The following is a 6,975-nucleotide window of genomic DNA, read 5'->3' as shown; positions in this document are numbered from 1 at the left end:
AAGCCGAGCATTTCCAAGCCTTCGCCGACCTCGCCGCCATCCTCATCTGCCACCGCCGACTCGCAAAGATCACCAACTGAGACACCCCTAAGCCGTCGACTCGCGCCCGGTATGAGCTGGCGTTACGGCGGCAGATCCTTCCGACGTGGGAGGAGATCCCGCTCTCGGCAGCCTCATACGCGGAGGTGGCAGCCTGGGTCCAACGGCTCACCGCGTCCGGCCTCGCCCCGGCAACGGTCCGGTACGCGCACCGGGTGCTGTCGCTGGCCCTGGCGCACGCGGTACGGGCGGTCGCATGTCTCGGAATCCGGCAGAGGGCGTGCGGCTGCCTCGCGTGGTCAAGGAGGAACCAGTGTTCCTCGACCACGACCAGGTGGCGAGGCTCGCGGAAGCGTGCGGGCGATACGGGCTGCTGGTGCGGTTCCTCGCCTACACCGGGCTGCGGTGGGGTGAGGCGTCGGCACTGCGGGTGTCCCGGCTGGATCTGCTGCGGCGTCGAGTAACGGTGGCGGTGGCATTCGCAGAGGTCGGCGGGGAGCTGGTCGAGGGCACGCCAAAGAACCACCAGCGCCGGTCGGTGCCGATTCCGCGGTTCCTCGTCAACGAGCTGGCCGCGCACATCGCGGACAAGCGCCGGAACGAACTAATCTTCACCGCCCCGAACGGCGGGCCACTCCGTAACACCAACTTCCGCTCGCGGGTCTTCGCCCCGGCTGCGGCGTCGGTCGGGCTGGCCGGGCTGACTCCCCACGACCTGCGGCACACAGCGGCGAGTCTCTCCGTAGCGGCGGGCGCCAACGTCAAGGCGGTGCAGCGGATGCTCGGGCACGCCTCGGCGTCGATGACGCTGGACGTGTACGCGGGCCTGTTCGGTGACGACCTGGACGCGGTCGCCAACCGGCTAGACGAGGCGGTGGCGGCACGCGACAAGGACTATTCAAGGACTGGCACGGCCGGCGGCGAGGTTGTCGACCTTGGGAAACGGCGAAGCCCAGGTCGATGACCTGGGCTTCTGTACCGAGCCGCCTGACGGAATCGAACCGTCGACCTACGCATTACGAGTGCGAAGGTCGCAGGCCGCCCTCCCTCAGATCCGGAGCGTGGCGGAACTCGCGGAGGGACCGGCGGATGTATGCCTGAGTGCCGATTGCTTCCAGGTCCCAGAGTTTACCGAAGGCGTGTGTGCCGGTCAGCTCGATCCGACCAATTCGTAAAGGAATGTCGGGTTCAGCCACCAGTTGGCCATCGCGGGCGTCGAAGCCGAGCATGGTGCGCACAAAGAGCAGCGGTGCGCACGTCGCCCAGGCCTGTGGGCTGCAGGCGGTCGGGTACGGTACGGGCGCCTGGCCGTAGGATCGGTCGTAGCCGGAGAACGCCTCGGGCAGGCGGCCGTTGGAGTACTTGGCCGCATCCAGCATCGCCATGATGATCCGGTTGGCCTCCTGCCGGAACCCGTAGCAGGCGAGGCCGAGGGCGATCAGGGAATTGTCGTGCGGCCAGACGGTGCCCATGTGGTAGCCGATCGGGTTGTAGCCGCGTTCGGCGGCGGATGTGGTGCGGACGCCCCAGCCGGAAAACATCTCGTCGGACATCAACTGCTGGGCGACGATGGCCGCCCGGTCGACCGGGACGATGCCGCTCCAGAGTAGATGACCCATGTTGGAGGTCATGGAGTCGATCAGGCGGTTGTCCCCGTCGATACCCAGAGCGTAGAAACCACCGCGATCCTCGATCCAGAAGTCCCTGTTGAACCGGTCACGCAGCCCGGCGGCCTCGGCCCGTAACTGCCGCGCCAACCTCGGGTCGCGCAACGGCCCATCGGCCAGTTCGGCCATCCGCAACTTCGCGTCATAGGTGTAGCCCTGGATCTCGCAGGTCGCGATCGGCAGCACCGGGATCGTCCCGTCGGCGAAACGTACGCCGTCCCACGAGTCCCGCCAGCACTGGTTACCGAGTCCTTGCGGTGACCGTGTGGCGTAGTCGACGTACCCGTCGCCGTCCCGGTCGCCGTACTCGTCGATCCACCGTAACGCCGCGTACGCGTTGTCGCGCAGTTCCCGGACGAACTCGTCATCACAGGTCCACCGCCAGTATTCGGACAGCAGGATCAGCCAGAGTTGGGTGGTGTCGGCGGAGCCGTAGTAGGGGTTGTGGGGTTTGATGCCGAGGCGGGTCAGCTCACCGTTGCGGATTTCATGCAGGATCTTGCCCGGCTCCTCGTCGCTGAAGTCGTCGACCTTTGTGCCCTGCATCGCGGCGAGTGACAGCAGCGCCTGTCGTGACGAGCGTGGGGCGAAGCTCAGACTCTGGTAGGAAGCGATCAAACTGTCCCGGCCGAAAAGGGCTAGGAACCAGGGCATACCGGCAGCATAGAAAATGCTCGTACGGCCGCGGCTCTCTACCTCGATCATCAGCGCGGTGGAATCCACTACCGTCTTGTCCCATACTGCGCGCAGTAGGTCGAGGTCTGAGCGTACCCTTGGGGCGAGCGATCGCCACTGGGCAGCGCGGTCGGCCGCGCCGCCGCCGAAGACCTCTTCGAAATCCCGGCGCGGCGGCCGCATCTCCTCCGGGCCCACCCGCAGCGGGACATACAACTCACACCGCCACTCCTGTTTCAACTCCAACCGGACGTCCCACACTAGGGTGTCGCCCTCCACCCGGCTGGCCGGCGGATCGGCATTCACCCTCGTGACCGCCTCGAAAGAACCGTTGCGGTAGCTGAACTGCAGCCACGAACCGTCCGGGGCATGCGACCGGCTGATCTGCGCCGATCGGTCCCGGACGATCTCCTTGATTTCGAAGATGTCTGCGAAGTCGGTCCCGACCGCGAGGCGAACCTCGAGCGACAGCGGCTCTGGGTTGAAGCTCTGCACCTGGATACGCTCGTGTAAACCACCGTCGACGAAACGCTGTCGGCGAACGCCTACCTGATTCGCTTGCAGGCCAGGCAGTTCAGGGTTGGTCAGGAAGAAGACCGCCGAGTACGGCTCGACCGCGCCCGAACCCAGGACCAGCAGTGGCGCGCCGTTGAGCGTCAACTCCCACTGGTAGACCATGCGGGTGTCGTCGTGTGTCAGCCCACCGATCGAGCCTGGGGCGACATCGCCGACGGCGTTGGAGTACATGAACGTATGCGCTTGCTGCACCGCGATTGCGTCCGGCCCCAGCTCGGGCGGCAAATTCCGCACCATCCCGCTCGGGATCTGACCCTCAGGGGTGATGTCAGGAGTCGGGTCGGCCGGAGTGGGCCGACGGCCGGTGGTAGTCACGACACCCTCCATACGCAGGGAACAGCCGACGGTCGATCGATCCCTCGCTTCAGACTACGACCGCGAAGACTTAGAAAGTGCGCAAATTGAGAGCAATGCTCGAAACCTGTGGATGAGCGCTGGGGGGCGTACCCTCCCGGCGAGTCCAAGTCAGGGAATCGAGTAGGCCCGCGTTCGCTGCGCGGGTCGGGAAGGTACGCCCGTGCTCACAGTAGTCAACCCGGATGATCCGACGCCAGCGGCCGTGACGACGCCAGGTCCGGTGGGCGGCTCGTTGATCGACGAGATCGTACGCGACGGTGCGCGTCGGATGCTGGCCGCGGCGTTGGAGGCTAAGGTCGCCGCGTACATCGCCGCGCACGCCGACCAGGTCGACGAGCAGGGTCGCAGGCTGGTGGTGCGCAACGGTCATGCACGGCCGCGGCAGGTGCTCACAAGTGCCGGGGCGGTCGCGGTGGTCGCGCCGCGGGTCAACGACAAACGCGTCGACGAGACTACCGGCGAGCGGCGGCGGTTCGCCTCGGCGATCCTGCCCGCGTGGTGCCGCAAGCCGCTGCAGATCAACGAGGTGTTGCCACTGCTGTACCTGCACGGTCTGTCCAGCAGCGATTTCGTGCCCGCGCTGCAGCAGTTCCTCGACACCGGCTCGGGCCTGTCCGCCGCGACGATACGAGGCTGACCACGCAGTGGCAGGACGAGGCCCGTGCCTTCGCCGACCGGGATCTGTCGACGGTCGACTACGTGTACGTGTGGGCCGACGGCGTGCGCCTCAACGTGCGCCTCGACGAGGCGAAACTGTGCCTGCTCGTGATCGTCGGGGTCCGCGTCGACGGCCGCAAGAGGGTGTCTCGATCATGTATGTAGTGATGTGCCCGTTTCGTGTTGGTGGTCGCGCCATGATGGGGTCGTCTCCTGGTGGGTCGCTGGCCCATGATGTCGATCATGGCCCAGTGGATGTGGGCCCGGGAGTGCTCGGGTAACGTTTCGTAGTCGCGTACGAGTCGGCGATGCCGCATGATCCATATGCCGTGTTGATGTGACGGTGGGTGGCGGCCAGGTGGTCAACGACGTCGCGGCCGGCGGCGGTGTCCGACACGCTGGCCGCGGTGACGATCATGACGAGGAGCAGGCCGAGCGCGTCGGTGGCCAGATGCCGCTTGCGGCCCTTGACTTTCTTGCCGGCGTCGATGCCCTGGCTGCCTTCAGGCACGTTGGTGCTGGTCTTGACGCTTTGGGAGTCGATGATCGCAGCGGTGGGCTCCGGATCGCGGCCGGCTGCTTGCCGCACCTTGCCGCGCAGCAGGTCATGGATCTTCTCGGTGGTGCCGTCGGCGGCCCAACGGCTGAAGTATGCGTAGACGGTCTTGTACGGCGGGAAGTCGTGGGGCAGGTACTCCCAGGCGATCCCGGTCCGGTTGACGTACAGGATCGCGTTGACGATTTCACGCAGGTCATGCATGGGCGGGCGGTTGCCAAGCCCGCCCTGCGCGGCCCGCCACGCGGTCATCATCGGCTCGATCAGCGCCCACCGTGCGTCAGACAGATCAGTGCGATACGGGCGGCGAGGAGTCGTGATGCATCGGTCGTTGCGGTTCAGACCCTCCAAACCTGGGAGCACAGCAACCGGCGTGTATCAGGTGCAAGTCGAACAAGACGCCCTCTCAGAACGCGGAGATGTCGGTGATTGCACGCCCGAGGGTGAGGGCGTGGATGTCGTGGGTGTCTTCGTAGGTGTTGACGACCTCGAGGTTGACGAGGTGGCGGGCGACGTCGAACTCGTCGCTGATGCCGTTGCCGCAGTTTGCCCAGCTCAGGCCCCAGATTCGCGGACTATATCGAAGCGAAGCTGCGGAACGCAGGCCCGGGGCGGTCAGGCCGGGTCGTAGTGACGCGCTCCATCGGCGTCGGTGGCCTTCAGCCGCCCCTGCGCCACCAGCAGGTCGAGGTGGGCGGCCGTCTCGGCGACGGCGAGCATCTGGTTGAACAGGTCGAGGTCTGCGAAGGACCGCTCGCGCCTGGTCCAGGTCAGCCGACTCGCGACCTCGTAAGCAGTCATTCCGTCCTGCACGATCCCGCAAGCACGGTCCAGCCGCTGCGCGTGATGGTGCAGGAGTTCGTCGACACGCGCGTGAACGCTCGGGCCGGCCGGACCGTGCGCCGGCAGCAGCCGCTGGTCGGGCAGCGACCGGACTAGCCGCAACGAGTCCAGATAGTCCCCCAGCGGCAGCGCGGCGGCCACCGCCTCGAAGCCGATGGACGGCGTGATGTGCGGAAGAACGTGATCGCCAGCGAACATCAGCTGCGCGTCGCGATCGATGAAGACGACATGCCCACGGGTATGCCCAGGGGTCGCCACCACCCGAAGTGTCCTGGCCGGTAGCACAAGGTCCGTCCCACCTGCCAGCCAGTCGTCCGGCCCCGCCCAGTCCGCCGGATCATGCGGTACCAGCTCGGCCCGCGCGCGCAGCGCCTCGACGATCTCGCCTGCGCCGCATCGAACCAGCGCCTGCCACTGTTCGGACATCGGTCGACGGCCGGGAGTGGACAGCGCGAGGATCGCCGACCGCTCCCCCTCGCCAAGGCTCACCACCGCGCCGAACTCGCGCCGTACCGCCACCGCCATCGCGTAATGGTCCCGGTGTACATGCGTCACAAGAAACCGCCGCACGTCCCCAACGCCCGAGCCCAAGGCAGCCAAGGCCGCATCCAGCGCCTGCCTGGCCTCCGCGATGGCCCACCCGGAGTCGACCAGCACCAGCCCGTCGTCGACGGTCAGCGCGTACACGTTCACCGATCGCAGACCGTCCTGCGGTAGCGGCAGCGGAATGCGATACACCCCCGCGGCAACCTCGAACACCCCCGGGCGCGTCCAGTCCGACGTCACGTCATCCGTTTCGACCCGCACTGCTGCTGCGCCTGCCATCCGCCGCCCTCCGCCCCGCTCCACACGTATGCATGATCGACGTTACCCGACCTGGGCGGCCGTCCCGCGCCGCGGGCCTCCCCCCGCCAGCGTCAGGGCGCAATCGGCAGGCGAGGCCAATTGGGTAAGCCGACACAACGGAGTTCCTTTGGCGCGGAGCGTCAATTCAGAAGTCGCCCGCGTGCCGGCGCATCTCGGCGAGTGTGGCGATCAGTAAGGTCACTCCTTCTGGCGAGATTCCTGGTGCGGTGAATACCTCGGCGTTGAGCTCTTTGGTCGCCTTAACGGCCAGTTCCCGTCCGTGGTCGAGGAGTTCGACCAGAGTGGTCCGACGGTCTGTCGGGTGGGCGGTGCGTCTAACGAGTCCGGCCGACTCGAGTCGGTCGACGGCGTTGGTGACGCTGGTGGGGTGCACCTGCAGGCGCTCGCCGATCTTCGTCATGGGCAGCGCCCCGGTGCGGCTGAAGTACAGCAGCATGAGCACCTCGTAGCGCGCGAAGGTCACGCCGTAGCGCCGCAGCACGGCCTCCACACGAGCGAGGGTGATCTGGTGTGCGCGCATGAGCGAGGTCACCGCCGCCATCCCATCCGCGGCGTCCTCCCACCCGTGGGCGGCCCACTGGCGGCGCGCCTCGGCGATGGGGTCCATGGGCAGGTGATCAGGAGAGGACACGCGCCAATCCTAAGGGGGTGTCTCAGTTGGTGAGGTTGTGGCCTCGGGCATGATCTTCTATTTGTGGCGGATGTTGTGGAGGACATGATCCAGACCTGGGCGCCGGA

Annotated in this window: 4 protein-coding genes and 3 pseudogenes; 2 read left to right on the top strand and 5 right to left on the bottom strand. The window is 66.7% G+C overall.

From position 1 onward, the window contains the following. The first annotated feature begins 352 nt into the window (after positions 1–352). Positions 353–1,003 carry a site-specific integrase gene (locus AB0I11_RS34105; RefSeq protein ID WP_357330031.1) on the top strand — a complete coding sequence of 217 codons (651 nt, stop codon included), beginning with the start codon at positions 353–355 and terminating at the stop codon, positions 1,001–1,003. Positions 1,004–1,055: 52 nt separating this feature from the next. Here the strand turns inward: AB0I11_RS34105 and AB0I11_RS34100 are convergent, their stop codons facing one another. Then, positions 1,056–3,272: a glycogen debranching N-terminal domain-containing protein gene (locus AB0I11_RS34100; protein WP_357330029.1), complete on the bottom strand. Its 2,217-nt coding sequence runs from the start codon at positions 3,270–3,272 to the stop codon at positions 1,056–1,058. A 244-nt stretch (positions 3,273–3,516) separates the two neighbouring features. Between AB0I11_RS34100 and AB0I11_RS34095 the strand changes: the two are divergent. Further along, positions 3,517–4,112: pseudogene (locus AB0I11_RS34095) on the top strand (transposase); the annotation flags it as partial. A gap of 12 nt (positions 4,113–4,124) precedes the next feature. On the opposite strand, the pseudogene AB0I11_RS34090 reads toward AB0I11_RS34095, so the two are convergent. The 4 genes and pseudogenes from AB0I11_RS34090 to AB0I11_RS34075 all read right to left on the bottom strand — a co-directional run bounded on the left by AB0I11_RS34090 (position 4,125) and on the right by AB0I11_RS34075 (position 6,868). Continuing rightward, positions 4,125–4,782 (bottom strand): annotated as a pseudogene (locus AB0I11_RS34090) (IS5 family transposase). A 151-nt stretch (positions 4,783–4,933) separates the two neighbouring features. Then, a pseudogene (locus AB0I11_RS34085) lies at positions 4,934–5,068 on the bottom strand (acyl-CoA dehydrogenase); the annotation flags it as partial. 74 nt (positions 5,069–5,142) lie between these two features. Next, positions 5,143–6,195: an MBL fold metallo-hydrolase gene (locus AB0I11_RS34080; protein ID WP_357330027.1), complete on the bottom strand. Its 1,053-nt coding sequence runs from the start codon at positions 6,193–6,195 to the stop codon at positions 5,143–5,145. Between the two features lie 166 nt (positions 6,196–6,361). Then, positions 6,362–6,868 (bottom strand): MarR family transcriptional regulator, encoded by a 507-nt coding sequence (locus tag AB0I11_RS34075; protein ID WP_357330025.1) that lies wholly within the window; start codon positions 6,866–6,868, stop codon positions 6,362–6,364. Positions 6,869–6,975 lie beyond the last annotated feature (107 nt).

Origin of the sequence: Micromonospora sp. NPDC050495, from assembly GCF_040655175.1 — a bacterium.
In the GTDB taxonomy this organism is placed as follows: Bacteria; Actinomycetota; Actinomycetes; order Mycobacteriales; family Micromonosporaceae; genus Micromonospora.
This window is presented reverse-complemented; position numbering and strand designations above follow the sequence as displayed.

Excerpts from the sequence above, each read along its gene's own strand:
- AB0I11_RS34080 (WP_357330027.1), bottom strand. The coding sequence starts at position 6,195 with ATGGCAGGCGCAGCAGCAGTGCGGGTCGAAACGGATGACGTGACGTCG.